28 protein-coding genes and 1 tRNA gene are annotated in these 25,686 nt (G+C 73.2%); 11 read left to right on the top strand and 18 right to left on the bottom strand.

Annotated features, from left to right (window positions below; genetic code table 11):
- Positions 1-17: 17 nt before the first annotated feature.
- From ACFYUS_RS05805 to ACFYUS_RS05770, 8 genes are all read right to left on the bottom strand, one after another.
- The gene (locus ACFYUS_RS05805; RefSeq protein WP_388846298.1) at positions 18-269 is read right to left on the bottom strand and encodes a WhiB family transcriptional regulator; all 252 of its coding nucleotides are present in this window, start codon (positions 267-269) and stop codon (positions 18-20) included.
- 46 nt (positions 270-315) lie between these two features.
- A complete protein-coding gene (locus ACFYUS_RS05800; RefSeq protein WP_388846296.1) occupies positions 316-1,398 on the bottom strand; it encodes an LLM class flavin-dependent oxidoreductase in 1,083 nt (360 codons plus the stop codon).
- A gap of 4 nt (positions 1,399-1,402) precedes the next feature.
- Positions 1,403-2,266, bottom strand: a complete 864-nt coding sequence (locus ACFYUS_RS05795) for an ABC transporter substrate-binding protein (RefSeq protein WP_388846294.1) — start codon at positions 2,264-2,266, stop codon at positions 1,403-1,405.
- Complete coding sequence (locus tag ACFYUS_RS05790; RefSeq protein ID WP_388846292.1) at positions 2,263-3,015, bottom strand: ABC transporter ATP-binding protein; 753 nt, start codon at positions 3,013-3,015, stop codon at positions 2,263-2,265. Before ACFYUS_RS05790 ends, ACFYUS_RS05795 begins: the two co-directional genes overlap by 4 nt.
- Entirely contained in the window at positions 3,012-3,842 is an 831-nt protein-coding gene (locus tag ACFYUS_RS05785; RefSeq protein ID WP_388846290.1) for an ABC transporter permease, read from the bottom strand. Before ACFYUS_RS05785 ends, ACFYUS_RS05790 begins: the two co-directional genes overlap by 4 nt.
- On the bottom strand, positions 3,839-4,849 hold the full coding sequence (locus ACFYUS_RS05780; protein WP_388846288.1) for an ABC transporter substrate-binding protein: 1,011 nt from the start codon (positions 4,847-4,849) through the stop codon (positions 3,839-3,841). The genes ACFYUS_RS05785 and ACFYUS_RS05780 overlap by 4 nt, the downstream gene beginning before the upstream one ends.
- 54 nt (positions 4,850-4,903) lie before the next feature.
- A complete protein-coding gene (locus ACFYUS_RS05775) occupies positions 4,904-5,926 on the bottom strand; it encodes an ABC transporter substrate-binding protein (protein WP_388846286.1) in 1,023 nt (340 codons plus the stop codon).
- A gap of 187 nt (positions 5,927-6,113) precedes the next feature.
- A complete protein-coding gene (locus ACFYUS_RS05770; RefSeq protein ID WP_388846284.1) occupies positions 6,114-6,218 on the bottom strand; it encodes a putative leader peptide in 105 nt (34 codons plus the stop codon).
- 199 nt (positions 6,219-6,417) lie between these two features.
- On the opposite strand from ACFYUS_RS05770, the gene ACFYUS_RS05765 reads away from it, so the two are divergent.
- Together ACFYUS_RS05765 and ACFYUS_RS05760 are read left to right on the top strand one after the other, a co-directional pair.
- Positions 6,418-7,209: an IclR family transcriptional regulator gene (locus ACFYUS_RS05765; RefSeq protein ID WP_388846282.1), complete on the top strand. Its 792-nt coding sequence runs from the start codon at positions 6,418-6,420 to the stop codon at positions 7,207-7,209.
- A 55-nt stretch (positions 7,210-7,264) separates the two neighbouring features.
- Complete coding sequence (locus ACFYUS_RS05760) at positions 7,265-7,936, top strand: TetR/AcrR family transcriptional regulator (RefSeq protein ID WP_388846280.1); 672 nt, start codon at positions 7,265-7,267, stop codon at positions 7,934-7,936.
- Between the two features lie 119 nt (positions 7,937-8,055).
- On the opposite strand, the gene ACFYUS_RS05755 is transcribed toward ACFYUS_RS05760, so the two are convergent.
- Positions 8,056-8,958 carry an alpha/beta hydrolase gene (locus ACFYUS_RS05755; RefSeq protein ID WP_388846278.1) on the bottom strand — a complete coding sequence of 301 codons (903 nt, stop codon included), beginning with the start codon at positions 8,956-8,958 and terminating at the stop codon, positions 8,056-8,058.
- Between the two features lie 110 nt (positions 8,959-9,068).
- Positions 9,069-10,097, bottom strand: a complete 1,029-nt coding sequence (gene ligD / locus ACFYUS_RS05750) for a non-homologous end-joining DNA ligase (protein WP_388846276.1) — start codon at positions 10,095-10,097, stop codon at positions 9,069-9,071.
- A 52-nt stretch (positions 10,098-10,149) separates the two neighbouring features.
- Here ligD and ACFYUS_RS05745 point away from each other — a divergent pair, with 52 nt between their 5' ends.
- The 3 genes from ACFYUS_RS05745 (at position 10,150) to ACFYUS_RS05735 (ending at position 13,936) form a co-directional block, all read left to right on the top strand.
- Positions 10,150-11,208, top strand: a complete 1,059-nt coding sequence (locus ACFYUS_RS05745; RefSeq protein ID WP_388846274.1) for an ATP-dependent DNA ligase — start codon at positions 10,150-10,152, stop codon at positions 11,206-11,208.
- 375 nt (positions 11,209-11,583) lie between these two features.
- Positions 11,584-11,778 (top strand): hypothetical protein, encoded by a 195-nt coding sequence (locus ACFYUS_RS05740; RefSeq protein ID WP_382871914.1) that lies wholly within the window; start codon positions 11,584-11,586, stop codon positions 11,776-11,778.
- A 64-nt stretch (positions 11,779-11,842) separates the two neighbouring features.
- Positions 11,843-13,936, top strand: a complete 2,094-nt coding sequence (locus ACFYUS_RS05735; RefSeq protein ID WP_388846272.1) for an MDR family MFS transporter — start codon at positions 11,843-11,845, stop codon at positions 13,934-13,936.
- Positions 13,937-13,978: 42 nt separating this feature from the next.
- On the opposite strand, the gene ACFYUS_RS05730 is transcribed toward ACFYUS_RS05735, so the two are convergent.
- Positions 13,979-14,425, bottom strand: coding sequence for a YchJ family protein (locus ACFYUS_RS05730; protein WP_388846270.1), 447 nt, complete (start codon positions 14,423-14,425; stop codon positions 13,979-13,981).
- Positions 14,426-14,539: 114 nt separating this feature from the next.
- Here ACFYUS_RS05730 and ACFYUS_RS05725 point away from each other — a divergent pair, with 114 nt between their 5' ends.
- Complete coding sequence (locus tag ACFYUS_RS05725; protein ID WP_388846268.1) at positions 14,540-15,883, top strand: 6-phospho-beta-glucosidase; 1,344 nt, start codon at positions 14,540-14,542, stop codon at positions 15,881-15,883.
- Between the two features lie 73 nt (positions 15,884-15,956).
- Positions 15,957-17,846, top strand: coding sequence for a M64 family metallopeptidase (locus tag ACFYUS_RS05720; protein ID WP_388846266.1), 1,890 nt, complete (start codon positions 15,957-15,959; stop codon positions 17,844-17,846).
- Positions 17,847-17,912: 66 nt separating this feature from the next.
- Here ACFYUS_RS05720 and ACFYUS_RS05715 read toward each other — a convergent pair whose 3' ends face one another.
- The 3 genes from ACFYUS_RS05715 to ACFYUS_RS05705 all read right to left on the bottom strand — a co-directional run bounded on the left by ACFYUS_RS05715 (position 17,913) and on the right by ACFYUS_RS05705 (position 19,905).
- Positions 17,913-18,719 carry an SAM-dependent methyltransferase gene (locus ACFYUS_RS05715; protein WP_388846264.1) on the bottom strand — a complete coding sequence of 269 codons (807 nt, stop codon included), beginning with the start codon at positions 18,717-18,719 and terminating at the stop codon, positions 17,913-17,915.
- A gap of 73 nt (positions 18,720-18,792) precedes the next feature.
- Positions 18,793-19,029, bottom strand: coding sequence for a DUF397 domain-containing protein (locus ACFYUS_RS05710; protein WP_015037566.1), 237 nt, complete (start codon positions 19,027-19,029; stop codon positions 18,793-18,795).
- Positions 19,030-19,905, bottom strand: a complete 876-nt coding sequence (locus ACFYUS_RS05705) for a helix-turn-helix transcriptional regulator (protein ID WP_388846262.1) — start codon at positions 19,903-19,905, stop codon at positions 19,030-19,032.
- A gap of 271 nt (positions 19,906-20,176) precedes the next feature.
- Between ACFYUS_RS05705 and ACFYUS_RS05700 the strand changes: the two genes are divergently transcribed.
- From ACFYUS_RS05700 to ACFYUS_RS05690, 3 genes are all read left to right on the top strand, one after another.
- Positions 20,177-20,608: an ATP-binding protein gene (locus tag ACFYUS_RS05700; RefSeq protein ID WP_388846260.1), complete on the top strand. Its 432-nt coding sequence runs from the start codon at positions 20,177-20,179 to the stop codon at positions 20,606-20,608.
- A gap of 113 nt (positions 20,609-20,721) precedes the next feature.
- The gene (locus tag ACFYUS_RS05695) at positions 20,722-21,084 is read left to right on the top strand and encodes a hypothetical protein (protein WP_388847717.1); all 363 of its coding nucleotides are present in this window, start codon (positions 20,722-20,724) and stop codon (positions 21,082-21,084) included.
- Between the two features lie 33 nt (positions 21,085-21,117).
- A complete protein-coding gene (locus ACFYUS_RS05690; RefSeq protein ID WP_388846258.1) occupies positions 21,118-21,828 on the top strand; it encodes a class I SAM-dependent methyltransferase in 711 nt (236 codons plus the stop codon).
- Between the two features lie 61 nt (positions 21,829-21,889).
- Here ACFYUS_RS05690 and ACFYUS_RS05685 read toward each other — a convergent pair.
- The 4 genes from ACFYUS_RS05685 to ACFYUS_RS05670 form a co-directional block, all read right to left on the bottom strand.
- Positions 21,890-21,977: transfer RNA gene (locus ACFYUS_RS05685), tRNA-Leu, on the bottom strand.
- Positions 21,978-22,191: 214 nt separating this feature from the next.
- Positions 22,192-22,881 carry a class F sortase gene (locus ACFYUS_RS05680; RefSeq protein WP_388846256.1) on the bottom strand — a complete coding sequence of 230 codons (690 nt, stop codon included), beginning with the start codon at positions 22,879-22,881 and terminating at the stop codon, positions 22,192-22,194.
- 91 nt (positions 22,882-22,972) lie between these two features.
- Positions 22,973-23,503, bottom strand: coding sequence for a hypothetical protein (locus tag ACFYUS_RS05675; RefSeq protein WP_388846254.1), 531 nt, complete (start codon positions 23,501-23,503; stop codon positions 22,973-22,975).
- A gap of 177 nt (positions 23,504-23,680) precedes the next feature.
- Positions 23,681-24,625: a beta-ketoacyl-ACP synthase III gene (locus ACFYUS_RS05670; protein ID WP_388846252.1), complete on the bottom strand. Its 945-nt coding sequence runs from the start codon at positions 24,623-24,625 to the stop codon at positions 23,681-23,683.
- Positions 24,626-24,854: 229 nt separating this feature from the next.
- On the opposite strand from ACFYUS_RS05670, the gene fdhD reads away from it, so the two are divergent.
- Positions 24,855-25,682 (top strand): formate dehydrogenase accessory sulfurtransferase FdhD, encoded by an 828-nt coding sequence (gene fdhD / locus ACFYUS_RS05665; protein WP_388846250.1) that lies wholly within the window; start codon positions 24,855-24,857, stop codon positions 25,680-25,682.
- The last annotated feature ends 4 nt before the right edge of the window (positions 25,683-25,686 follow it).

The following is a 25,686-nucleotide window of genomic DNA, read 5'->3' as shown; positions in this document are numbered from 1 at the left end:
CGCGGAAGCGACCCGGCTCAGCGGCTCTGCCGCCTGAGCCGGCCCCGCTCCTTCTCGGAGAGCCCGCCCCACACCCCGAACCTCTCGTCATGGGTCAGCGCGTACTCCAGGCACGCCAGGCGCCCCTCGCACGCCCCGCACAGCTGCTTCGCCTCGCGCGTCGACGCTCCGGGGGCCGGGAAGAAGAACTCCGGTCCGGCCTGGGCGCACAGGGCGTTCTCGCGCCAGGAGAGGTCGGGGGCGGTCAGCACGTCGGTATCCGTCTGCATGACCGACAGCCTGCCGAAACGCCGTAAACACGCCATCAACGTTCGATCAATGGCGTACACCCAGCGCCGGAAGCACCGTCTCGGCCACCCGGTACGCCTCCTCCAGGAGCGGGTTCCCGGACAGGATGAAGGTGTCCACTCCCAGGTCCCGGTACTCCTCGAGGCGCTCCACGACCTGGGCCGTGGAGCCGACGACGGCCGTGCCGGGGCCGGGGCGGAAGAGGCTCATGCCGGGCCAGAGGTTGGGGTGGGTCTCCAGTTCGCGCGCCCGGGCCGGGACCTTGCCGCCGTGCTGGCGGAACTGGCGCTGCCAGCCGACGCCGTCCTCGCCCGCGCGGTCGCCGAGCTGCCGGGCGTACGTCGCCTCGCTGGTGACGTCCAGGAGCCGGTCGGCCGCGGCCCAGGCCTCGTCCTCGGTGTCGCGGACGATGAGGTGGAGACGGAGGCCGATGCGGAGGGTGCGGCCGTGGGCGGCGGCCCTGGCCCGGACGTGGTCGAGCTTCTCCTTCAGGAGGTGCGGGGGCTCGCCCCAGGTGAGGTAGACGTCGACGTGCTCGGCGGCCATCTCGATGCCGGGCGCGGAGGAGCCGCCGAACCAGAGCGGGACGTGCGGCGCCTGGACGGGGCGCAGGTCGCGGAAGGAGGCTCCGGCGTTCTTGAGGTCGTAGAACCTCCCCTTGTGGTCGAAGACCTCGCCGGCCGTGAGGCGCTTGACGATCGACCAGTACTCGGCGCTCAGCGCGTACCGCTCGTCGTGCTCGACGTGCAGGCCGTACTCCCGCAGGGAGTTCGTCGATCCGTTGACGACGTTGAACCGGAGCCTGCCGCCGAAGAGGTTGTCGAAGCTCAGCGCCATCTTGGCCAGCAGGGTGGGTGAGATCAGCCCCGGGTGGACGGCGAGCAGCGGCTTGAAACGGGTGCTGGTGGAGGCGGCGAGCGCGGAGCCGAGCGGCCACACGTCGTACAGGTCGGTGGCGAGCAGCGCGCCGGTGAAGCCGAGGCGCTCGACCGTCCCGGCGAGCTGGGTGAGATAGCCGAGGTCGACGGGGCGGCGGCCCTCCGGCTCCCACGGATAGGCGCCTTCGCGCGGGATGACGTACCAGAGGACTTCGGGTGCCGGGTGCGACATCGGGTCAGGCCTTCCGGGGCAGGGCGTCGGCGACGGTGATCGCCCGGTCGACGAATCCGGTGCGGTGGAAGATGTCGGCCGCCCGCTGCTGCTCGGCGAGGAACTCCTCGCCGACCTCCTCGATGGTCCACGGCAGGGCCCGCAGCGCGGTCTCCCAGTCCTCGACCGCGCCGCCCTGGTCGGCGGCGGCGATCTCGGCGGCCTCGCGCGGGTGCGCGGCGGCCCACTCGTCGGCCCGCCGCAGCGCCCGGGTGAGCGCCTCGACGAGCTCGGGCCGCTGCTCGGCCAGGTCGCGGCGGGTGAAGAAGACGGACCGGTCGCTGATGACCTCGCCGGTACGGATCAGGGTGCGCAGGCCGCCGGTGCGGCGGGCGGCGGCGAGCTCGGCGCCCTGGGCGACCCAGGCGGTGACCTCCCCGGCGCGCAGCTTCGCCTCGCTGTCCGCGTCCGCGCGGGCGGGGGTGATGTCGGTGGCGTACGAGAGGCCGGCGTCGTCCAGGGCCTTGGCGACGAGGTGGGTCTGCCAGGAGCCGACGGCGAGGTGGACCGTGCCGCCCTCGAGGTCGGCGACGGTGCGGACCGGGCTGTCCTCGGGGACGAGGAGGGCGCCGTGGTCGGGGCGGGGCGCGGAGACGGCCGTGTAGACGATGTCGTGGCCGGCGGCCTGCGCGGTGACGGGCGGGGTGGAGCCGGTGCCGCCGAAGTCGATGGTGCCGTCGGCGAGGTGGGCGCCGGTGCGGACCCCGTCGGTGTACGGGTGCCAGGTCACGGTCTCGCCGAGGGCGGCGAGCTCCTCCTCCGCGTAGCCGAGGCGGGAGAGGTGGTAGAGGGAGGGGTTGCTGCGGTGGACGCCGATGACGACGGTCATGCGGAGACTCCTTCGAGAGATCCTTCGCGAGGGGAGGCGGTGGGTGCTTCTTCGGGGGTGTGGACGCCGAGGTCGGCGAGGAGGCGGCGGCGCAGGGCCACGAAGGCCGGGTCGCCGGGGTCGCGGGGGCGGGGGACGGTCACGGGTTCGTCGGTGACGAGCCGGCCGTCGCGCAGGACGGCCACCCGGTCGGCGAGGCGCACGGCCTCGTCGACGTCGTGGGTGACGAGCAGGACGGCCGGCCGGTGGATCCGGCGCAGTTCGCCGACCAGGTCCTGCATGCGGAGCCGGGTCAGCGCGTCGAGCGCGGCGAACGGCTCGTCGAGCAGCAGGAGTTCGGGCTCGCGGACCAGGGCCCTGGCCAGGGCCACGCGCTGGGCCTCGCCGCCGGACAGGGTCGCCGGCCAGGCGTCGGCGTGCCGCTCCAGGCCGACCTCGGCGAGCGCCCGCAGGCCGGTCGCCCGGGTCCGCGCGCCGCGCGGCAGCCCGACGGTGACGTTGGCGAGGACCTTCTTGGAGGGGAGGAGCCGGGGCTCCTGGAAGACGATGGTGCGGACGGCGGGGACCAGGGCCTCTCCCCCGTCGGCTCCGTCGAGGGCGCCGAGGATGCGCAGCAGGGTCGTCTTGCCGCTGCCGCTGGCCCCGAGGAGGGCGACGAACTCGCCGCGCCCGATGGTGAGGTCGAGGTCGTCGAGGACGGCGCGGTCGCCGAAGACCCGGCGCAGTCCCCTCACCCGTACGGCGGTCATGTCGTCCCTCCCGGTCCGGCGGTGCGCCAGGGCATGAGGATCCGCTCCAGGCCCCGGACGAACACGTCGGCGGTGAGGCCGAGGAGTCCGTAGACGAGGATGCAGACGGCGAGGATGTCGGTGCGGGCGTAGCTCTGGGCCTGGGACATCAGATAGCCGATGCCCTCGGTGGCGTTGATCTCCTCGGCGGCGATCAGCGCGATGACGCTCAGCGTCATGGACAGCCGCAGCCCGGCGAGGAGTGAGGGCAGCGCGCCGGGCAGGACGACCTGGCGGACGATCGCGAGCCGGCCGAGCCCGAAGCCGCGCATGGCCTCGACGAGTTTGCGGTCGGTGTTCCGGACGCCGCCGGCGGTGGAGACGTACATGGGGAAGGTGGTGGCGACGGCGATGAGCAGGATCTTCGCGGTCTCGTTGATCCCGAACCAGACCATGAAGAGGGGGACGAGGGAGAGGAAGGGGATGGTGCGGAGGGTCTGGAGGGAGGAGTCGAGGAGTTCGTCGCCGAGCCGGGTGAAGCCGGTGGTGATGCCGAGGGCGAGTCCGGCGGTGAGGCCGATGACCAGACCGAGGCCGGAGCGGGTGAGGGAGGTCGCGAGCGCGTCGGGAAGCTGCCCGTTTCCCCACAACTCGCCGACCGCGTCGATGACTTGTGCGGGCGAGGCGAGGACGTCGGGGGTCAGGAGACCGGTGGCGGAGGAGGCCCACCACAGGGCGAGCAGGGCGACGGGGCCGAGGGCGCGGACGGTGACGACGTAGGTGCGGGGGCGGGGGCGGCGGACGGGTGGGCGCGGGGCGACCAGCCCGTCCGTGTCGGTGGCCGTCATGACAGCTTCTCGACGTCGAGGAGGTGGGCGGCGATGTCGACCTTGTCCGGGGTGACCTTCTGGTCGGCGTAGAACCGGGCCACGGTCTCGAAGCGCTGGATGCCCTCGGGGCCGATGGGGTCGACCGTCCCTCCCTCGGCGGTGAAGGCGATCTGGACGTCCTTGGCCTTGCCGTTCAGGGCGGTGGGGCCGGCGTCGGTGAAGACGTTGAGGAAGCGGGCCGGGTCCTTCTTCTCCTCGGCGCTGTGCTCGTGGAGGTAGTCGTAGAGCGCCTTGACGACTTCTGGGTGTTCCTTGGCGAAGTCCGAACGGACGGCATTGAGGCTGTAGTTGTCGGAGCCGATGGCGGTTCCGTCGGCGACGAACCGGGCCTTGCCGCTGCCGATCTCGGTGACGGCGTACGTGGACCAGACCGCCCAGGCGTCGACCTGTCCGGCGTTGAAGACGGCGGCGGTCTGGTCGGGGCGCAGATAGACGCGCTCGACCTCGTCGGCGGGGATCCCGGCCTTGGCGAGCGCCTTGAGGAGCAGGTACTCGCCGGTGCCGCCCTTGTTCACGGCGACCTTGCGGCCGACGAGGTCCTGGACGGAGGTGATGTCCGAGCCCTCGCGGACGAGGATGCCCTCGCCGACGGGGTCGGGGTCGGTGGCGGTGAAGAAGGCGAAGCCGGGGCTCTGGGAGAGGGAGGTGATGCCGGAGGTGATGGAGCCGGTCGCGATGTCGAGCTGATCGGCGTTCATCGCCTGGGCGGCCGGGGCGAAGGGGCCGGCGCTGCCGGTCCAGGCGACCTTGGCGCCGACGGCGGCGAGGGCCTTGTCCAGGCTGCCGTCCTTCTTGCCGCGGGCGAGGACTCCGGCGTTGCCGGGGTCGGGGATGCGAACGGTGACCGTTCCCTCCCCGCTCTTCTTCCCCTTCGCGTCGCCGGCGTCGGCCGCGCCGCCGCAGGCGGTGACGGTGGTGAGGGCGGCGAGGGCCGCCAGAGCGGCGAGCGGGGCGAGTGGGCGCATGGCGGTCGTCCTCCGGGGAGCAGGGGGCGTGCGGGGCGGTGTCATGGGAGGGGGCTACGCGGACGCCGTCGGCACCGCGGCGGCGGCGATCAGGCGGGCGCGGCGCAGGGGCTCCGGGTCGGCCCAGGCCCGTACGTCCACGGCCTGGGGCAGGAAGCCGTGGGCGCGCAGGGCCTCCTCCTGCCGGGCGAGCAGGTCGAGCCGGGTGCCGGACAGGTCCGGGTGGAGGGTGCGGTGGGTGCCGGGCCGGTAGGCGCCGGCGACGCCCTCGGCGCCCGCCCCGGTCTCGGCGCCGAGGATCCGGGCGACCTCTGCGGGCTCGCCGGCGGCCCAGTCGGCGGCACGGAGCAGTACGGAGAGAAAGCGCGCGACGAGCTCGGGGTGCGCGTCCAGGAGGTCCTGGTGGACGGTGAGGGGGCGCGGGGTGCCGTTGTTGACGCGGTGCGCGGGGTCGGGCAGGTCGTCGAGCTCGACGGCCACCTCGGCGCCGGCGCGGCGGGCGGCCTCGACGGCGAGGGCCCCCTTCACGTAGACGGCGTCGACCTCGCCCCGGCGCAGGGCGTCGAGCCCGGCGGCCCACTGGCCCTGGTGGCCGTCGGCCGGTACGTCGACGAGGACGGCGTCGCCGAGTCCGTACCCCGCCGAGGCGAGGGCGCCCTCGAAGCCGCGCAGGGCCATCGCCCGCCAGAAGTCGATGGGCACGGAGTGGCGGGGCACGGCGAGCCGGAGTCCGCGCAGGGCGGCGGCCCCGCGCACCGGGGAGCCGGGGGCGACGAGCACCACCTGGCGCTCCTCGATCCAGGTGAGCCCGACGAGCCGGGTCCGCTCTCCGCGCGAACGGGCCCACAGCGCGGGCACGTTGCCGCCCTCGCGGAAGAGGCCGGGCAGGGCGTGGGTGAAGTGGGCGGCGCGGTCGGCGCCGGGGTCGGCGTCCTGGAGCGAGCGGACGGCGATGCCGTCCGGGGCGAACTCCCCGGCCAGCCAGCCCCGGTCGGCGGCGACGCCGGTGGCGGTGGGGACGGGGCAGCGGGTGAACCAGAGCGTGTCGGGAACGCGGGCGTACGTCATGGAGGGCATCCCGGGGTGTGAGGGGTCGGGAGACGGCGGCGGGGCGCGGCCGGAAGCAGACAGAAGGAGGAGAGGAGAGCAGGCCCGCGGACCGGTGGAGGACCGGCGGGCGTGGGCGTGCGGCGCCCTCGGCGCCTGCGGTGCCGACGGCGTGGCGCGAAAAGCTACGGCCCGACGCGTCGGCGGAGGCCCGGGGTCAGCGACAGCCGGTGCCGGTGACGCGACAGCCGGTGCCGGTGACGCGCGCCAGGTCGATGTGGCGGCGCCGGGTGAGGGCGAGCGGTACGTGTCGTGCGTTCATCGCCTGCCTGCTCCTTCCGGGTCGCTGCCGCCGTGGTGTCTTGGCCGGAACCTTGCCACGGCCGCTCCGCCGTCCACAACTCGACTCCCACGATGTGGGATTGCGTATGAACGGAGTGTTTCCGACCTCGCCCGGAGCCCGATTCGGCTCCCGCCATGTGGGAGCGTGGGGACCCGATCACCCACGGGGAGCGAACCCTATGACGACCGAGGCCGGCACCGTCCGACCCCCGGCGGGCGCCCAGGCGGTCCGCCGCGCACTGGACGTGCTGCACTGTTTCCACGACAACGGGCCCGACCTGAGCGCCTCCGACCTCGCGCGCAGGCTCGGCCTCTCCACCTCGACGGCGCACCGGCTCGCCCGCACCCTGCTCGGCGCGGGCTTCCTGGAGCAGGACGCCCGGACCGCGCGCTACCGGCTCGGTCCGGCGATGACGGAGCTGGGTCGTCTCTCGTACCACCAGCGGGGGCTGCACCTGGCCGCTCCCGAGCTGTCCGATCTGGCCGAACGAACCGGCGCGACCGCCGACTTGGCGCTGCGCAGCGGCCCGCACGCGGTGATCGTGGCGGGCGGGTCGGTGACCCCGAAGGTGGGCTTGCGCCGGCCGCTGCACTCGACGGCGCTCGGGAAGGTGCTGCTCGCGTGGCCCCGGGCGGGCGAGCCGGGCCCGCGCTCGCTGCCCCCGCTGTACGCGTTCACGGAGCGGACCATCGTCGAACAGCCGGCACTGGCAGCCGAGTTGGCGCGCGTACGGGAAGCGGGGTACGCGCTGAACGACGGCGAGTCGGCCCTCGGGGTGCGGACCGTGGCCGTACCGGTCCTGGAGCGCACGGGGTACGCACGGTTCGCGCTCGCGGTCCGCGCGACCCCGGAGCTGATCACGGACGCGCGGCTCGACTGGTACCTGGCGCAGGCGCGGGCCTGCGCGCGGGCCCTGGAGGTGCTGCTGCTCGCCCCGTCGGAGCGGCGGGAGCCGGAGCGGGCGGGATAGCCCCCGGGGCCGCACCAAGATGTCCGCACGGTCGTGCGTTCAGTACGATGGGGTCATGAGCGGCAGCGCCGGAAGCGGCACCGGGACCAAGACGGACGGACGCGTCGAGCGGGGCAACCAGACCCGGCGTCTCGTCCTCGGCCGAACGATGGACATCGCCTCGGTCGAGGGGCTCGAAGGACTGTCCCTGGGGCGGATCGCGACCGAGCTGGAGCTGAGCAAGAGCGGTGTCTTCGCCCTCTTCGGCTCCAAGGAGGAGCTCCAGCTCGCCACGGTCAGGGCCGCCGTCGCCGTCTTCGCCGAGCGCGTCGTCGCCCCGCTGAAGGACCTGCCGCCGGGCGCGCGGCGGGTCCGCGAGCTGTGCCGGAACTGGCTCGCGTACTCCGCGGAGCGGGTCTTCGCCGGCGGCTGCTTCTTCTACGCGGTCTCGGCCGAGTTCGACGCCCGTACGGGCCCGGTCCACGACGCCGTCGCCGGCACCCGCCGCGACTGGACGGCCTACGTGGAGGGAGCCCTGACGGAGGCCCGCGCCGTCGGGGAGCTCACCGAGGACCTGGACGTGGAACAGCTGGCCTTCGAGGTGATCGCCCTCATGGAGGCGGCCAACGCGCAGTCCGTCCTGTTCGGCGACCCCGGGACGTACGCCCGCGCCGAGCGCGGCATCACGGCCCGGCTGCTCTCCTCCGCCACGGACAAGGGCCGGGCGGCACTCACCGACGAAGCCTGAGCCGGGCCGGGCCTTAGCCAGGCCGAGCCAGGGCGAGCCGGGCCAGGCCGAGCCGGGCCAGGCCGAGCTGATCCGGCCCGCCCGCCCGGCTCAGCCCGTATCCCCCGATCGATCGATGCTCACGACGCCGTCGAGCCGGCCCCCTCGCGCGCGCCGGCCGCCGTCTCCGGGGCGGAGCCGGCCGTCATGAACTCCACCGCCTCGGCCACGACGTCGGGATCCCTGAGGATGCGGCGGTGGCCGAGGCCCCGGGTGACGACGAGCCGGGCCCGCTCGCCGTGGGCCCGGGCGAGGAACCGCGCCTGGGCGAGGGGCACCATGTCGTCGCCCTCGTCGTGGAACAGCAGGACGGGCGCGCCGAGTTCGTCCGGCGCGTGGTCGGCGCCGAAGCGGTCCCAGACGCCCGGCTCGCCGGGGACGAGGCGCTGCTCGACGTACGTGCGCATGGACCGCATCACCCGGTCGTCCAGGCCGAGTCCGGCCTGGAAGCCCTTGAGGAGCATGTCGAAGGAGCCGACGCCGCCGAGGCCCACGAAGCGGGCCGTGCGGACGCCGTCGCGGAGGGCGAAGAGGGCGCCGAGGACGCCGAAGGAGTGGGCGACGACGGCTTCGAAGTCGCCGTGCCGGGCGTGCAACTGCCGGATGATCTCCCGGTATTCGACGATGTTGCTGGCCCGGCCGGGGGAATCGCCGTGGCCGGGCGCGTCGAAGGCGACCGGACTGTACCCGCGCGCGAGGAGCTCCTCGGCGAAGGCGCCGAGCCGCGAGGCGCGGGAGGACCAGCCGTGGACGAGGAGGACGGGCCGCCGTCCGTCGCCCCAGGCGTAGGTGACGACCTCCTCGCCCCGGACACGGAGGGTCCCGGTGCGGGCGGCGGCGAGGAGCGCCCGCTCCCCGGGCTTCGCCTTCGCCCGGCCGAGGGGGCGGGCGAAGAGGTGGAAGGCCCAGCGGCCGGCCGGGCCCGGGGCGACGCGCGCGGCGGCGTTCAGCGCGGTGCGGATGAGTGGAGCCATCGGGTACATGCCGGATCTCCTCGGTCGTTCTGGATGCCAAAAATGCTAGCACGACCGTTCGTGTTGTTTTAGGGTGGGCGATGAGGGCCGGCGGCACCCACCCGGAGGCGCCCCGGCCCTCACTCCCCCGCGGGCTCCTTCTTCGCCCGGCTCGGCTGCACCCGCTTCGGCTCGCCCGGCATCTTCGGATAATCCGGCGGGTACGGCAGGTCGCCCAGACCGCGTTCCGCCTCGTCCCGCCGGGCCAGTTCGAGCAGCGGCTCCAGGCTGAAGCGCTCGTCGTCCATGTCCGCGTGGACGTCGCCGACCTCCGCGTACCGCGCCGGCATCGTCCTGATGTCGAAGTCCCGCGGCACGACCTCGTCGAGCTCCTCCCAGCGCAGCGGCGCCGAGACGGGGGCGTGCGGGCGGGGGCGTACGGAGTAGGCGGAGGCCATCGTGCGGTCCCGGGCCGCCTGGTTGTAGTCCACGAAGATCCGCTCGCCGCGCTCCTCCTTCCACCACTCCGTCGTGACCCGCTCCGGCATCCGCCGCGCCAGCTCCCGGCCGCAGGCGATCGCGGCTCGCCTGACCTCGGTGAACGTCCACTCGGGGGCGATCGGCACGAAGACGTGGAGGCCCCGGCCGCCCGAGGTCTTCGGCCAGCCGCGCAGCCCGTGCCCGTCGAGGACCGCGCGCAGTTCGTGGGCGGCGCGCACGGCGTCGGCGAAGTCCGTGCCGGGCTGCGGGTCGAGGTCGATGCGGAGCTCGTCGGGATGGTCGGTGTCGTCCCGGCGCACCGGCCAGGGATGGAAGGTGACGGCGCCGAGGTTGGCCGCCCAGAGCACCGCCGCCGGCCCGGTGGGGCACATCTCCTCGGCCGGGCGGCCGCTGGGAAAGGTGATGCGGGCCGTCGGGATCCAGTCGGGCAGGTACTTCGGGGCGCGCTTCTGGAAGAAGGACTCGCCGGTCACCCCGTCCGGGTAGCGCTCCAGGGTGGTGGGGCGGTTCCGCAGGGCGCGGGTGATGCCGTCGCCCACGGCCAGGTAGTACCGGACGAGGTCCATCTTGGTGTAGCCGTGTTCGGGGAAGTACACCTTGTCGGGGTGGGAGACCCGTACGGTCCGGTCGCCGACCTCGATCTCCACCGCTGCCGCCTCACCTGCCATGCCGGCCACCCTAGGCCTCGCCGACGACTCCCGCATACCGGACAATCACCCCATGGATCTTCCGGTGATGCCGCCCGTGAAACCGATGCTCGCCAAGTCCGTGAAGCGGATCCCGCCCGGGATGCAGTACGAGGCGAAGTGGGACGGCTTCCGTGCGATCGTGCACCGGGACGGGCCGGAGCTCGTCATCGGCAGCCGTACGGGCAAGCCGCTCACCCGGTACTTCCCCGAGCTGGTCGAGGCGCTCGCGGCCCGGCTGCCGGAGCGCTGCGTCGTCGACGGGGAGATCGTCGTCGAGCACGACGGGCGGCTGGACTTCGACCGGCTCGCCGAGCGGATCCATCCGGCCGGCTCCCGGGTGCGGCTGCTCGCGGAGACCGCCCCGGCCCGGTTCATCGCCTTCGACCTGCTCGCCCTCGGGGACGACTCGCTGCTCGACGCCCCGCTGAGCGAGCGCCGGGCGGCCCTGGAGCGGGTCCTCGACGGGGTCGGCGCGCCGGTCCACCTGGCGCCGGCGACCCGGGACCCCGAGCTCGCCGCCCGCTGGTTCGAGCGGTACGAGGGCGCCGGGCTCGACGGGGTGGTCGCCAAGCCGCTCGACCTGCCGTACCGGCCGGACGCCCGCCTCATGTACAAGATCAAGCACGAGCGGACCGCTGACGTCGTCGTGGCCGGATACCGCTTCCACACGAGCGGGCCGGTCGTCGGCTCGCTGCTGCTCGGCCTGTACGACGACGGGGGCGTCCTCCAGCACGTCGGCGTGTGCGCGGCCTTCACCGCCGCCCGCCGCGCCGAGCTCGTCGAGGAGCTGGAGCCGCTCCGGACGGACCCCCCGGACGGGCACCCGTGGGCGGCCTGGACGGACGAGGCCGCCCACGAGGGGGCCAGGCTGCCGGGCGCGCCGAGCCGCTGGTCGGGCGGGAAGGACCGGTCCTGGGTGGCGCTGCGGCCGGAGCGGGTCTGCGAGGTCGGCTACGACCACATGGAGGGGGACCGCTTCCGGCACACCGCGCAGTTCAAGCGGTGGCGCCCGGACCGGACGCCGGAGTCCTGCGGCTACGGACAGCTGGACGAGCCCGTCTCGTACGACCTGACCGAGATCCTCGCGTAGGCCCCTCCCGAGAGCCGTCCGCCCGCAACGTGATATGCCACACATTCGGCGGCGCCGGTCCGGTCCGCGCCCGGGTCGGGCCGCCGAGCGACGCGCGGGGGCGGTGTGCGGTACGGCGGCCGCCGCCCGGCCCCGTACCTGCGGGAACGTCCCGGCCGTCGGCCACCGGCGGCGCCGGTTCGGTCCGTGTGCCCCGCCGGTGCCGATCTCCGTCGTCGCCCGCCCGTGACAGCGCCGTGCCGGAACCCGTACCGCGATCCGGTACGTATGGGAGAGGAGACCCTTCCGCACCCTCCTCGAACCGACTAGGACTGACCCGTGATCACCTCGCCCTCGCGCCTCGTCCCCGTACCGATCCCCGACAGCGTGGCCGCGATGATCGGCGCCTGTCTGCCGCTCCACGTCCTCCAGGCCGAGGTCGACGCGGACTGCGCGGCGCGCGAGGTGTACCGCTTCCGGGGGCCGCTCTGCGCGGAGGACCGGGCGGACCGCGAGCACGCCCTCGCCGCCCTCGCGCGGGCCAACAAGATCCTCGCCAAGCACCACCCCCAGCTGCCCGTCACGCCCTGACGGAGTACGCCCGTCCGGCCGTCCCCCGCATGCGTGAGGGCGGTGGCGGTGTGACGCTGCGAGCGTGACCACGACCAGCGACGCAGCGCCCGCACCCTCGGCCGTCACCGAGCCACCCGTGCTCGACAGCCGCCGCCGCAACATCGTCTTCGGCACGATCATGCTCGGCGTCCTCCTCGCCGCCCTCGACCAGACGATCGTCGGCACCGCCCTGCCCACGATCGTCTCGGACCTCGGCGGCGCCGCCCACATGTCGTGGGTGGTCACCTCGTACCTGCTCGCCGAGACCGTCGCGACCGTCCTCGTCGGCAAGTTCGGCGATCTCTTCGGCCGCAAGGTGATCTTCCAGATCTCCGCGGTCGTCTTCATCACCGGCTCGTTCCTCTGCGGACTCGCCACCAACATGACGCTGCTGATCGTCTGGCGCGGCCTCCAGGGCATCGGCGCAGGCGGTCTGATGGTCACCTCGATGGCGCTCATCGCCGATGTGATCCCGCTGCGCGAACGCGGCAAGTACCAGGGCGCCATCGGGGCCGTGTTCGGCGTCTCGACGGTCATCGGGCCGCTCCTCGGCGGCCTGTTCACCGACCACCTCAGCTGGCGCTGGGCGTTCTACGTCAACGTCCCCATCGCGATCCTGGTCGTCATCGCCGCCGCCCGCACGATCCCCTCCGTACGCTCCGCGAGCCGGCCCGTCATCGACTACGCCGGCATCGCGCTCGTCGCCGCCGGATCCAGCGCCCTGATCCTGGCGACCAGTTGGGGCGGCAACGAGTACGCCTGGAGCTCCGGGGTCATCATCGGGCTCTTCGCGGGCGGCCTCCTCGCCCTGGCCCTGTTCTGCTGGGTGGAGACCCGGGCGGCCGAACCCATGCTGCCCATGCGGCTCTTCCGGAACCCCGTCTTCACGGTCTGCTCGGTGCTCAGCTTCGTCGTCGGCTTCGCCATGCTCGGCGCGATGACCTTCCTGCCGACCTATCTGCAGTACGTCGACGGGGAGTCGGCGACCATGTCCGGGATCCGCACCCTCCCCATGGTCGTCGGCCTGCTGGTCGCCTCCATCTTCAGCGGCAACGTCGTCAGCAAGACCGGCCACTACCGGATCTTCCCCATCGTCGGCTGCCTGGTGATGGGCGTCGGCCTCTTCCTGCTCTCGCTCATGGGACCGGACACCGGCACCGGACTGGAATCGCTGTACATGCTCGTCCTCGGCGTCGGCATCGGCCTGTGCATGCAGGTCCTGACCATCGCCGTGCAGAACACCGTCGACTACGCCGACCTCGGCACCGCCACCTCCGGCGTCACCTTCTTCCGCACCCTCGGCAGTTCCTTCGGCACGGCCGTCTTCGGCACGATCTACACCAACTCCCTCAAGCCCAACCTCACGGCGGGCATCGGAGAGGCGGCCGCCGTCGCCAGGAGCCTCGGACTCAACCCGGCCGGCATCGCGCAGGCGGCACAGAACCCGGCCGGGCTCCACCGGCTTCCCCCGCGGATCGCCGAGCCGATCGTCCAGGCGTACGCAGACACCCTGCACACCGTCTTCCTCTGGACGGTGCCGGTCGCGGCCGTCGGCTTCGTCGTCGCCCTCTTCCTCAAGCAGGTGGAGCTGCGCGACTCGGCCCGCTCCGCCGCCCCCGACATGGGCGAGGGCTTCGGCTCCCCCACCATGTCCGGCGACTCGGAGAAGCTCCTCGAACTCTCCGTCGGCCGGATCCTGAGCCGTACCGACTACAACACGGCCAAGGCGATCGTCGCCGCGTCCGACACCCGGCTCGACACGGCGGGCGCCTGGGCGGTGATGCAGGTCGAGCTCTTCACGCGGACCGTCGGGCACGCGAGCCTCGGCCTGATCTCGGCCGGGCGGCGGGTGCCGCCCGAGGTGCTCCTCCCGGTCTTCGACCGGATGGTCGACGAGGGCTACCTCACCCGTGACGGCAACCTGCTCTCGCACACGACGGCGGGCAAGCGCGAGGCGGACGTCATCACCCACGCCTGGGGCGAGTGGCTCTCCGACGTCGTCGCGCAGGAGCGCGGCCGCCCCAGCGGGCCCGAGCTGCGGGTGGCGACGGACGCCATCGCCAAGAAGATCGTCGCCGAGGACCTCGCGAGCGGGCTTCCCCGGGGACGGGTGACGGCAGGCGTGGGCGCGCGCTGAGCCTTCTCCCTCGCCGAGCGCACCCCCGGCCGAGCGCACGCCCTACTCGATGAAGTCGCCGTCCACGTACACCCACGCGCCCTCGTGGCGGGCGAACCGGCTCCGCTCGTGCAGGGCGCCGGACTCGCCGCCGTGGACGTAGCGGGCGGTGAAGGTGACGGTGCCGTGCTGGTGGAAGGCGCTGCCCTCGCCGGTCTCCTCGATCTCCAGGCCGGCCCAGCGCATCCCCGGGTCGAAGTCGACCTCGCCCGGCCGCGTCTCCGGCGCCCAGGTGCGCAGCAGGTACGCCTCGTCGCGGACGACGAAGGCGCTGTAGCGGGAGCGCATGAGGAGTTCGGCGGTGGGCGCCGTACCACCGGCGCCCGAGTGGAACCGGCCGCAGCACGCGCCGTACGCGGCGTCGAGACCGCAGGGGCAGGGCGAGGCCGCGGTCACGGCGGGCGCGGCGGCGGCCGGGGACGTGCGGGGGCGGGTCTTGCGTCGGGACATGGCGCCATTGTCCCCCACCCCTCGCGGGAGGCGGACGCCCGGCATGCGGACGCCCCCGTGGACGGCGTCCCGGAATCCCCCTGCTCAGAGGGCCCGCCCGAGTAGCGTACGAGCATGAAACTGACGATTCTCGGAGGCGGCGGATTCCGGGTGCCGCTGGTGTACGGCGCTCTCCTCGGCGACCACGCCGAGGGGCGGGTCACCCACGTCACCCTGTACGACCTCGACGAGGGGCGGCTCTCGGCGATCGCGCGGGTCCTCGCGGACCAGGCGGAGGGGGTGCCGGACGCTCCGGCGGTGACGGCGACGACGGACCTGGACGAGGCGCTGCGCGGGGCGGACTTCGTGTTCTCCGCGATCCGGGTCGGAGGTCTGGAGGGCAGGGCGGCCGACGAGCGGATCGCGCTCGACGAGGGCGTGCTCGGCCAGGAGACGGTGGGCGCGGGCGGCATCGCGTACGGCCTTCGGACCGTTCCCGTGGCCGTACGCATCGCCCGGAGGATCGCCGAACTCGCCCCCGACGCCTGGGTCATCAACTTCACCAACCCGGCGGGCCTGGTCACGGAGGCGATGTCCCGGGTGCTCGGCGACCGGGTCGTCGGCATCTGCGACTCCCCCGTGGGCCTCGGCCGCCGGGTGGCCCGCGTCCTGGGCGCGAACCCGGACGATGCCTGGATCGACTACGTGGGCCTCAACCACCTGGGCTGGCTGCGGGGGCTGCGGGTCGGCGGGCAGGACGTGCTGCCGCGGCTGCTCGCCGACGAGGAGAAGCTCGGCTCCTTCGAGGAGGGCCGGCTCTTCGGCCCGGAGTGGCTGCGCTCGCTCGGCGCGATCCCCAACGAGTACCTGCACTACTACTACTTCAACCGGGAGGCGGTGCACGCCTACCGGACGGCCGAGCGGACGCGCGGGGCGTATCTGCGGGACCAGCAGGGCGCGTTCTACGAGGAGATGGCCAAGCCCGGCGCTCCGGCCCTCGCGGCCTGGCACCGTACGCTCGCCGACCGGGAGGCCACCTACATGGCCGCCAACCGGGAGGCCGCCGGGATCGGGGAGCGCGACGAGGAGGACCTGGAGTCGGGCGGCTACGAGAAGGTGGCGCTCGCGCTCATGCGGGCGATCGCCCGGGACGAGCGGACCACCCTGATCCTCAACGTGCGCAACGGTTCGACGCTGTCCGTGCTCGACGCGGACGCCGTGATCGAGGTGCCGTGCTTCGTGGACGCGAACGGCGCCCACCCGGTGTCGGTGGCCCCGCTGCCGTACCACGCCGTCGGTCTGGTGACGGCGGTGAAGGCGGTGGAGCGCGAGGTCCTCGCCGCCGTGGAGAGCGGCTCGCGGGCGACGGCCGTCAAGGCCTTCGCGCTGCACCCGCTGGTGGACTCGGTGGCGGTGGCCCGCCGTCTGGTGGAGGGCTACACGGCGGAGCACCCGGGCCTCGCCTGGCTGCGAAGCTGAGACGACGGCGCCGCCGACAGACGGCTGACACACACCTTTACGCGGTCGGGGGCGCGGCCTAGGCTCGCGCCCCATGACCTCACAGCGCAAGGGAGTCCGGCGTGCGGTGGCCCGCCTCGCCGCGGTCTGTCTGCTGGCCGCGGGCCTGGTGGGAACGGTGCCCGCGGCCGCCGAGACGCCCACGTCCGGCGAGGGGCCGGCCGTCGTCCCCGTGCAGACCACCGGCCCCGCCGACAAACGGTTCAACCTGGTGTTCATGGGCGACGGCTACACCGCGGCGGAGATGCCGGCCTTCCGGGCGGACCTGGAACGGCACCTGAACACCCTGTGGAGCATCGAGCCCTTCGCCTCGTACCGCTCGTACGTCAACGTGTGGGCCGTGGAGGCCCCTTCGGCGGAGTCCGGCGTGGACTGCGACCCCGGGCTCGGCGCCCCGGCCCGTGACACGGTGCTCGACATGGGCTTCTGGGGCGGCTGCAATCCGGACAGCGTGCAGCGGCTGCTCACCGTCGACAGCCGGAAGGCCGCCGCGCTCGCCGACCTCGTCCCCGGCACGAACCGCGCCAACCGCCAGATCGTCGCCCTCGCCCACAGCTCCACCTACGGCGGCGCGGGCGGGAGTTACGCCACGGCCTCCGGCGGCAACGCGCTGTCCTCGCTCATCACCCCGCACGAGATAGGGCATTCGCTCGGCGGGCTCCAGGACGAGTACGACTACTACGCGCGCGGGGTCCCGGGCGAGACCTACGCGGGCCCCGAGCCGGCCTCCGTCCACCACACGCTCCTGACGGAGGAGCAGATGCGGGCGCAGCGGGCCAAGTGGTGGCGCTGGCTCGGCGAGGAGAGCGAGTCCGGCGGGGTCATCGGCCGCCACGAGGGCGGCATGTACAGCACGAAGGGCGTCTGGCGCCCGAGCCGCCACTCCCTCATGAAGACCCTCGGCTACGCCTTCGACCAGGTGGAGCGCGAGGTGATGGTCCGGGCGATCTCGGCCAAGGTGAACCTGGTCCAGGACCACACCCCGAACGCGGCGCCGATCGGGGCGGACCGCGCGGTGTGGGTGGACACCCTGCACCCGGTGGGCGGCGCGCTCGCCGTGACCTGGAAGCTGGACGGGCGGACCCTCGACACCGAAGGCGCCCGCACGCTCGACCTGCGGAGGCTGCGGGTCTCCCCCGGCACCCACGCCCTGACGGCGACGGTCACCGACCCGACGCCCTTCGTCCGCGACCCGGCGGTCCGCGCCTCGGCGGCGCTCACCCGGACGGTGAGCTGGACGGTCGACCCCTCGCTGACCACCGTACGGAACCCGGAGGCTCCCGGCTTCACCGGGCACACCCCCACCGGCTCCCCCGTCGGCGCCCGGAGCGTCGTCCACGCGGACACCACCCACGCGGTGGACGGCACCCCCGCCGTGCGCTGGCGCCTGGACGGACGCCCGGTCGCCCCGTACGGCCGCAACGACCGTGACCTGGACCTCCGTTCGCTGCGGATCGCGCCCGGCACCCATGTGCTGGCCGCGCGCATCCCGGGCACGGACGAGGAGTTGAGCTGGACGGTGGACGCCCGCCCGGCCACCGCCGCGTACGAGCTGTCCGAGCCGCTGCGCACGGTACGGCGTCCCGGGCGCCCGGTGGAGTACGTCTACGACGGCGCGTTCACGATGCGGCTGACCGCGCGGGACGACCAGGAGGGCGCCGTGGTCAGCCAGTTCCGGGTCGACGGCGACGGCTGGTACACGTACTACGGCTGGCCGACGGACGCCGGCGCGCCGTTCCGCTTCTCGCCGGGCGGCACGGTGATCGACGACCTCGTGTACGGGAAGCTGGGCCGGAGCCGGGCGGTGCCGTGGGACGACGCGACCCCGGACTACGGCACGCACACCGTCGAGTACCGGACGATCGACGCGGCCGGCAATGTCGGCCGGGCGCGGAGCTTCCTGGTGACGCTGGTGGAGCCGTAGAGAAGGGACGGGGGAGGCCCGCCCGGTGTCACCGGGCGGGCCTCCCCCTTGAGCGTGCGACGCGGATCAGGGCTTGCGGGCCACCGCGGCCCACCCCGGGATGGGGTCGTCGCCCTGGACCGGGACGGGCTCGCCCAGCTCCGGGTGCCAGTCGGCGGTGAGCGAGACCCCGGGCTCCACGAGCTCGAGCCCGTCGAAGAACGCGGCCAGCTCGTCGCGCGAGCGGGGCCGCAGGGTCAGCCCGCGCGCCTTGTACATGGCACTCGCCTTCGCCGCGCCCTCGGGGTCGAAGTCCCCGGTGACGTGGGAGAGGACGAGGTAGCTGCCCGGCGCGAGCTTGTCGACGATCTTGGAGACCAGTTCGTACGCACCGTCCTCGTCGCCCACGAAGTGCAGCAGGGCGAGCATCGACAGGGCGATGGGCTGGTCGAAATCAAGGACCTTTCCGGCCCTTTCGAGGATGACCTCGGGTTCGCGGGCGTCCGCCTGGATGTACTCGGTGGCCCCTTCCGGGGTCGAGCGCAGCAGGGCGGCCGCGTGCGCGAGCACGATCGGGTCGTTGTCGCAGTAGACGATGCGGGACTCCGGCGCGGCCTCCTGCGCGATCTGGTGCAGGTTGGGCTCGGTCGGGATGCCCGTGCCGACGTCCAGGTACTGGCGGACGCCGTGGGCGCTGAGCCAGCGGATGGCGCGGTGCATGAAGGCCCGGTTGACGCGGGCCATGTCCCGGCCCCGGGCGTCGACGGTGAGCAGCTGGCGTGCCATCGCCTCGTCGACCGGGTAGTTGTCCTTGCCGCCCAGGAACCAGTCGTACATGCGCGCCGGATGCGGCTTGCTGGTGTCGATCCTCAGGGATGTGGGGTCCTGGGTCATCGGCTCTCCTGGTCGGGTTGAACGGGCGGCACTGCAACAAGAGTTACGCGATGGTAGGGGTGGGACGGAAGGTTCAGGTGAGCAGAAAGTCAGCCTGACCGGATTTGGCTCCCTGGATGAAAGCGGCGATCTCCCCGTGGGTGTAGATGAGCGCTGGTCCTTCAGGGTCTGCGGACTGTCGCACGGCGACTCTGCCGTCGGCCAGCTTCATGGCCTCCACGCAGTTGCCCCCGTTCCCGCCGCTCCAGGGCTTGTGCCAACCCTCGGCACCGAGCTCAGCGGCGGGCATGCCGTTGTATATGCGATCCATTCACAGCTCCTTGCGGAGATCCCGGAGGATCTCCTTCGTGCGTTGTGCAGTCGCGGCCTGCGCCGCCATGCGGTCCATGACCTCCAGGTGGGATGCCACCTCGGGACGCGCGTCGAGATAGACGGCGCCGGTCAGGTACTCGCTGTAGACCATGTCCGGGAGTTCGGGCATGGCGAAGCGGAAGAGGACGAACGGTCCGTAGGTGCCGGGATGGTGGCCGGACGCGAACTCCGCGATCTGCAGGGTGACGTTCGGCAGCTCGGACGCTTCGAGCAGCCGGTCGAGCTGGTCGCGCATCACTTCGGGCCCGTCACCGACCGGTCGGCGGAACACCGTCTCGTCCATGATCACCCAGAACTTCGGAGCGTCGTCCCTGGTCAGCAGGGACTGGCGCTCCATCCGCAGGGCTACATGGCGCTCGGTGTCCTCGTCTCTGCCGGCATCGCTGCCGCCACCGACCGCCCCGCTGCGCAGAATGGCGCGGGCGTACGCCTCGGTCTGGAGGAGACCGGGGATGAACTGGGGTTCGTACGCCCGGATGAGGCTCGCGGCCCCCTCCAGGCTGACGTACATGGAGAACCAGCCGGGCAGCACGTCGTGGAACCGCTGCCACCAGCCGGGGAGGTTGGCCTCCTCCGCGAGGGCGACGAAGCCCTCCGCCTCGGAGTCCGGGATCCCGTACTCCTTCAACAGGAGCTGCACGTACGGAATCTTCAGCGCGACCTCGGCGGTCTCCATCCGCCGGACGGTGGCCGGGGCCACCCGCAGGATCTTCGCCGCCTCTTCCCGCTTCATGCCGGCCCGCTCGCGCAGGTCCTGCAGACGCTTTCCGAGGACGACCTGTCCCACCGTGGGGGCGGACCGCGGCTCGCTCACTCTCAGACCTCCCCGACGCGCTGTTTCGATGAGTGTGCCACGAAGCAGGTCCAGAGAGAACACAGCACTCTGCAATTTTCAGAGTGCCACTTGCCAAGTGTCCGACGCAGGAGGACAGTGTTCCGGTGAACCAGTACACGCTGCCGCCGTGCGCCACCGCGTCACGGCGACAGCGCCGTACGGCAGTCCTGCCCACTGTTGTGAGGAACCGGTCGTGGCTTCTGGTAACGCGCAGCCCTCAGGTCTCATGAGTCCTGCAGCCCCTCGGGTCATGGCCCAGCGCCCTCAGCCGCACACCGATCCCGTCCGCCGTTTCGCCTTCGAGCTCCCGGCCCTGACCTCGTCGGTCGCCCGCGCCCGCAGGCTCGCGGAGGAACGCCTCATCATCTGGGGCTGCGACCCCGGGATACGCGACACGGTCGCCCTCGTCGTCTCCGAGCTCGTCACCAACGCCGTCGTGCACACCGCGAGCGACCGCGTCGTCTGCGAGATCCGCGAGGGCGAGGAGACCCTGCGCATAGCCGTACGGGACGAGGGCGGTCCCGCCGGGCCACGGATACGCGACTGCGGCGAGGAGGAACGCGGCCGCGGACTCCTCATCGTCGACGCGCTCTGCACCGCCTGGGGCGCCGACCGCACCGGCCACGGCACGGCACAGATCGTCTGGGCGGAACTCGCCCACGGCATGGGGGAACCGTGCTGAGGTCGATCCGCGTCATCCCGCGCGCCCTCAGGTCCCCCGAAGCCTCCGTACCGGCCCCCCGACGCTCGTCGGACTCCCTCCTCGGCGCGCCGGACCGGGCCCTCCCGCGCGAGCTGGCCGCCACCCGGCTGACCGTGCCCGTCGGACTCCACACCGGCCTCGGCTGCGACGCCGTCGGCGTCCCCGCCCGCTTCGGCTTCAAGATCCTCTCGCGCCTCCCCGCCAAGGGCTGCGTCTACGCCGACTCCGACTGGTGGTGGTGGCTCGTCCCCGCCGGCTCCGACCACGACCTCACCTGGCCGCTGCCCGCCTGCTACGCCCGCGGCGCCGAGATCCCGGACCGCCGCCCGCGCCTCATCCACCACCCCGACGGCACCTCCCCGTACACCCCGCCGATCCCCCTCTACCTCCTCGTCTGCCAGCTCACGGGCATCGCCCCGTCCTGGCCGGCACCGCCGGTGAGCACCACGCTCTGACGCACACGGCCCCCGAGCGCCTAGGCTCGGTGCATGTTCACCCCGCAGGGTCCCAGCGTCCGCGAGCTGACCGTCCAGGCCCTCTCCTCGGTCGAGCACGGTTACGACCTGCTCGCGGCCAAGTTCGACGCGACTCCCTTCCGCACCTCCGACCGCCTCCTGGGCGCGGTCACCCGCACCCTGGAGTCCCTCGGCCCCTTCGACTCGGGCCTCGACGTCTGCTGCGGCACCGGCGCCGGGCTCGGCGTCCTCCGCTCGGTCTGCGCGGGCCGGGTCACGGGCGTCGACTTCAGTACGGGCATGCTGGCCCGGGCCCGCGACGCCCACCCGACCGCCGACCTGGTCCGCGCCGACGCCCTCGCCCTCCCGTTCGCCCCGGTCTTCGACCTGGCGGTCAGCTTCGGTGCCTTCGGCCACTTCCTCCCGGCCGCCCAGCGCACCCTCTTCGCCCAGGTCCACGCCTCCCTGCGCCCGGGCGGCACCTTCGCCTTCCCGCTCCCGGCCCCGCCACCGGTCGGCTCCCGCCTCTACTGGATCCTGTGGGGCTTCGACGCGGCGATGCGCGTCAGGAACGCCGTCTGGCGCCCGCCCTTCGTCATGTACTACCGCACCTTCCGCCTCGCGGACGTCCGCACCCGGCTGGAAGAGGCGGGCTTCGACGTCTCCCTCCTCCCCGTCGAACCCCTGGGCCGCCGGGAGGACGGCAGCCCGCGCTGCAGGCTGGTGGTGGCGCGGAAGGCGTAGGGCGGCGGGACGCCGGGAAACGCGAAGTGCCGGTCGATACGAGATCGACCGGCACTTCGTGTGGTGTCCGAGGGGGGACTTGAACCCCCACGCCCGATAAAGGGCACTAGCACCTCAAGCTAGCGCGTCTGCCATTCCGCCACCCGGACTGGGTGATTGTCGTTTCGGGGTTTCCCCCGCGGCGACAGAGATAACTCTACCAGGGGTTTGAGGCGCCTTTCACCAGCGTTTCCCGTGGTCAGTGGGGTGAGCCCCAGGTGGGAGCCCGGCGCCCCCCGACGCCGGCTCCGTCAAGGCCACCTTGACGACCGTGACGCGGTCCGGGCCAACGACCGGGCGGGAGTACGTCAGGTCGGGCGCGGGTCAGCGGACCTCGACCAGGCGGGCCGAGACCACCACGTTGGACGCGTAGCCGCCCTCCTGGGTGAAGGTGCCGCCGCAGGTGATCAGGCGCAGTTCCGGGAAGCCGGAGTCGCCGTAGATCCGGGTGGCGGGGAAGCCCTCCTTGGGGACGACCTCGACGCCGTACACGGCGAAGACGGCGGTCCGGCCGTCCCGGCGGACGATCTCGACGCGGTGTCCCTTGCCGAGGGCGCCCAGGTCGTAGAAGACGGCCCGGCCGTTCGGGGTGTCGACGTGGCCGACGACGACGGCGGTGCCGCGTTCGCCGGGGGTGACCGCGCCGGTGAACCAGCCCGCGAGCCGGTCCTCCTCGGGCGGCGGGGCCTCGATCCAGCCCTCGGCGTCGAGTCCGACCCCGATGACGGGCGCGTCGACGCGGACGGCGGGGACACGGACCCGGACCGGGGCCGAGGCGGGCAGCGGGGCGGGCACGGACACGGGGGAGAAGGCGGAGACGCCGGCCCGCGTCCCGTCGGGCGCGGCCGCGGCGAGGGGCTGCGGCGGGCCGCCGGCCGGGAGCTCCCCCGTACCGCCGCGCACGAGGTGCACCCCGATGAGGAGGACGACGGCGACGACGCCCCAGGCGCCGCGCCGTCCGGTGCCGTCCGGGCGTGCTCCCGGGTCCTCCGCCGTGCCGTCCGCAGGCCCCACGTCCACCCTCCTCGCGTACTGGCGCCCCTCCGCCCCGGACCTCGTCACACCGGGGCGGAGGGGCCGCTTCGGGCCCCCGTGGTCCCGGCCGTCAGGAGCGGCCGTCGGCGCGGCGGCGGGTGAGCACGACGGCGGCGCCGAGCGCTCCGGCGATGAGCAGGGCGCCCGTGACCGCCTCGGTGGTGCCGAGCCCCTCCGTGGCCGTGCCGGAGGCGGCGGTGGTTCCGTAACCGGCCTTCACGCCCTTGTGGGCTCCGGTGTGCGTGCCGGTGTCGCCGCCCTCGGCGATGGTCAGCGGGGCGGTGCCCCGCTCGCCCTTGCAGTCGAAGGTGATCTCGACCTGGCTGCCGGCCTTGGCGTCGACGTCCACGGTCGCCGTGGCCGAGCGGCCCTCGTTGAGGGTCACGGTCTCGAACACGGTGGAGGTGACGGTCACGGACGGCACCTCGCAGCCGTCGGACGTGAGGGTGACGGTGCCGCCGGGGGCGATCGTCGTGGGCGTGACGGAGAAGCCGAACGACGTGATGTCGTTGTTGCCGTCACCGGCCAGGGCCAGGGGCGCGACCGACACCACGGCGATGGCGCTGAGCAGGGCGACGGAAGCGGCACGTATCGCGCGCATGGCGGTCCTCCAGATCACGCGAGGGCTCGGATGCGGAGCGATTCCGCGTCCGGAAGGGACGACCCTCACCGCGATCGAAGCTAGGTCCGCGCCCGGCCCGCCGCCACCGGGCTCCGCCGAACGGGGTATGCCCCGCCGTGCCGGGCGCCGCGGACCCGGCCGTGATCCGCCGAGGCCCTACGGGACGCGGACGACCTGGCCCGCGTACGAGAGGTTGCCGCCGAAGCCGAAGAGCAGGACCGGGGCGCCGGAGGGCAGTTCGCCGCGTTCGACCAGCTTGGCCAGGGCCAGCGGGATGGAGGCGGCGGAGGTGTTGCCGGAATCGACGACGTCCCGGGCGACGACCGCGTTGACGGCGCCGATCTTCGCGGCGAGCGGCTCGATGATCCGCAGGTTGGCCTGGTGGAGGACGACGCCCGCGAGGTCCTCGGGGGCGATGCCGGAGCGCTCGCAGGTCTTCCGGGCGAGGGCGGGCAGTTGCTGGGTCGCCCAGCGGTAGACGGACTGGCCCTCCTGGGCGAAGCGGGGCGGGGTGCCCTCGATGCGGACGGCGTTGCCCATCTCCGGGACGGAGCCCCACAGGACCGGGCCGATGGCGCCGGTGTCCGTCTCCGTCGCCTCGACGATCGCGGCGCCCGCACCGTCGCCGGTGAGGACGCAGGTGGTGCGGTCGGTCCAGTCGGTGATCTCGGTCATCTTGTCGGCGCCGATGACGAGGGCACGGCGGGCCGCCCCGGCGCGGACGGCGTGGTCGGCGGTGGCCAGGGCGTGGGTGAAGCCGGCGCAGACCACGTTGAGGTCCATGGTGGCGGGCGAGCCCATGCCGAGGCGGGCGGCGACGCGGGCGGCCGTGTTGGGCGAGCGGTCGATCGCGGTGGAGGTGGCGACGAGGACGAGGTCGACGTCGCCGGCGGTGAGGCCGGCGGTGGCGAGGGCCTTGCCGGCCGCGTGGGCGGCGAGCTCGTCGACGGGCTCGTCGGGCCCGGCGACGTGCCGGGTGCGGATGCCGACCCGGCTGAGGATCCACTCGTCGCTCGTGTCGACCAGCTCGGCCAGGTCGTGGTTGGTCAGCACCCTGGCGGGCTGGTAGTGCCCGAGCGCGGCAATGCGAGTGCCCGTCATTCCCGGGACCCCCTAGGTGGTTCGTTCGTCCGGCAGGATCACCCAGTCTTGCCAGCGACTGATCAGTAACAGGTGACGTAAACCACCAACATTCCCCCGTATCGCTTGGCCGACCGTGACAACGGGCCAGGTACGGGCCGGGTCGTGTGCGGTGGTGGGGGCGTGACGGAGAATGGGGCGGTCAGGGCCTTCCCGGCCTTTTCCGCGGAGAGAATCGAGTGGGGTCACGATGGGACGGGTCACCGAGCGGCGGCGGGTCGTGCGGATCCGGGGCGGTGCGGTCACCACGCGTCCCGACACCCTGGTGGCGGAGGAGCCGCTGGAGATCCGGCTGAACGGACGGCCGATCGCGATCACCATGCGCACTCCGGGCGACGACTTCGCGCTCGCGGCCGGTTTCCTGGTGAGCGAGGGGGTCCTCGCGGCGGCCTCGGACGTGCGGAACATCGTGTACTGCGCGGGCGCCACGGAGGACGGCCGGAACACGTACAACGTGGTGGACGTGCAGCTGGCCCCCGGTGTGAAGGTCCCGGACATCACGCTGGAGCGGAACGTCTACACGACGTCCTCGTGCGGGCTGTGCGGCAAGGCCAGCCTGGACGCGGTCCGCACCACGGCCCGCTTCCCGATCGCCGACGCTCCCCCGGTCCGGCTGACCCCCGACCTCCTTTCGGTGCTGCCCGAGCGGCTGCGGGCCGCCCAGCGGGTCTTCGACTCGACCGGCGGACTGCACGCGGCGGCGCTGTTCACGGAGGACGGCGAACTGCTCGACGTACGGGAGGACGTGGGCCGGCACAACGCCGTGGACAAGCTGGTCGGGCGGGCGCTGCGGGAGGGGCTGCTGCCGCTGGAGCGGGCGGTGCTGCTCGTGTCGGGGCGGGCCTCGTTCGAGCTGGCGCAGAAGGCCGTGATGGCGGGGATCCCGGTGCTCGCCGCGGTGTCCGCGCCGTCCTCGCTCGCCGTGGACCTGGCCGCCGAGACGGGCCTGACGCTGGTCGGCTTCCTGCGCGGGCCGAACATGAACGTGTACGCGGGCGAGCACCGGATCGCCGTCTAGGAAC

Origin of the sequence: Streptomyces sp. NPDC004284 (assembly GCF_042874035.1) — a bacterium.
Lineage (GTDB): Bacteria > Actinomycetota > Actinomycetes > Streptomycetales > Streptomycetaceae > Streptomyces.
Note: the sequence above shows the minus strand (reverse complement) of the source record. Positions and strands in the feature narration are given on the sequence as shown.